Source organism: Thiohalocapsa sp. ML1, from assembly GCF_001469165.1.
Lineage (GTDB): Bacteria > Pseudomonadota > Gammaproteobacteria > Chromatiales > Chromatiaceae > Thiohalocapsa.
In genome coordinates this window covers 1-914 of the sequence record NZ_JABX01000123.1, presented here as the reverse complement: position 1 = coordinate 914, position 914 = coordinate 1, and the positions used below count along the sequence as shown (strand labels likewise).

The following is a 914-nucleotide window of genomic DNA, read 5'->3' as shown; positions in this document are numbered from 1 at the left end:
TGGACCTCGCCGAGCACTTCCTGCGGCGCGCGCAGTTGACCCGCAGCAAGCTCAGCATCGGCTGTCGGTTGCCGGATGCGGCACTGGCGCCGCTCGACGACTGGGTGGCGCACGCCGAGCGGCAGATCGACCAGATCCGCCGGCGCGTCCTCAACGGCGAGCGCATCCCCCATCACGAGAAGGTCTTCTCCATCTTCCAGCCCCACACCGAGTGGATCAACAAAGGCAAAGCCGGTGTGCCGGTCGAGCTCGGCCTGCGGGTCGCGGTCGTCGAAGACCAATACCGCTTCATTCTCCACCACCAGGTCATGGAGAAGCTCACCGACGACCAAGTGGCGATCGCGCTCATCGACGCCACCCGCGCGCGCTTTCCCGAGCTGCGCAGCATCAGCATGGACAAGGGCTTCCACAGCAAGCCCAATCAGGCGCACTTGGCCAACGTCGTCGCGATGCCCGTGCTGCCGAAGAAGGGCAAGCGCAATCAAGCCGAAGCCGCGCACGAGCAGAACCCCGAATTCATCCGCCTGCGCCGCCGCCACTCCGCGGTCGAGTCCGCCATCAATGCGCTGGAGGCGCACGGCTTGGATCGCTGCCCGGATCACGGCATCGACGGCTTCAAGCGCTATGTCGCGCTGGCGGTGCTCGGGCGCAATCTGCATCGCCTCGGCGCCATCTTGCTGGAGCGTGAGGCCGAAGCAGAACAGCGACGACGACAGCGCGCTGCCTGAGCCTGATTCCAACAGAGTGGACGCGCCGCCCGGGGATTGGTCCGCCCCGACAACGGCATTAATGAGAGCGGTTCGCATTACCCGGCCTGCGACCCAGGCGATCAACCCACCAATGGACAAAACCGCACGGCTTCACGCTTCGTGAATGGCGATTCCGGGCGGAAAAGCGAGTTTTCTGTCAGGCAC

At 65.2% G+C, this 914-nt stretch carries 1 protein-coding gene; it reads left to right on the top strand.

Going from position 1 to position 914, the window contains the following annotated elements:
- The coding region (locus tag ML01_RS26610) for a transposase (protein ID WP_156428031.1) at positions 1 to 728 on the top strand (728 nt) is incomplete at its 5' end.
- Between the last annotated feature and the right edge of the window lie 186 nt (positions 729 to 914).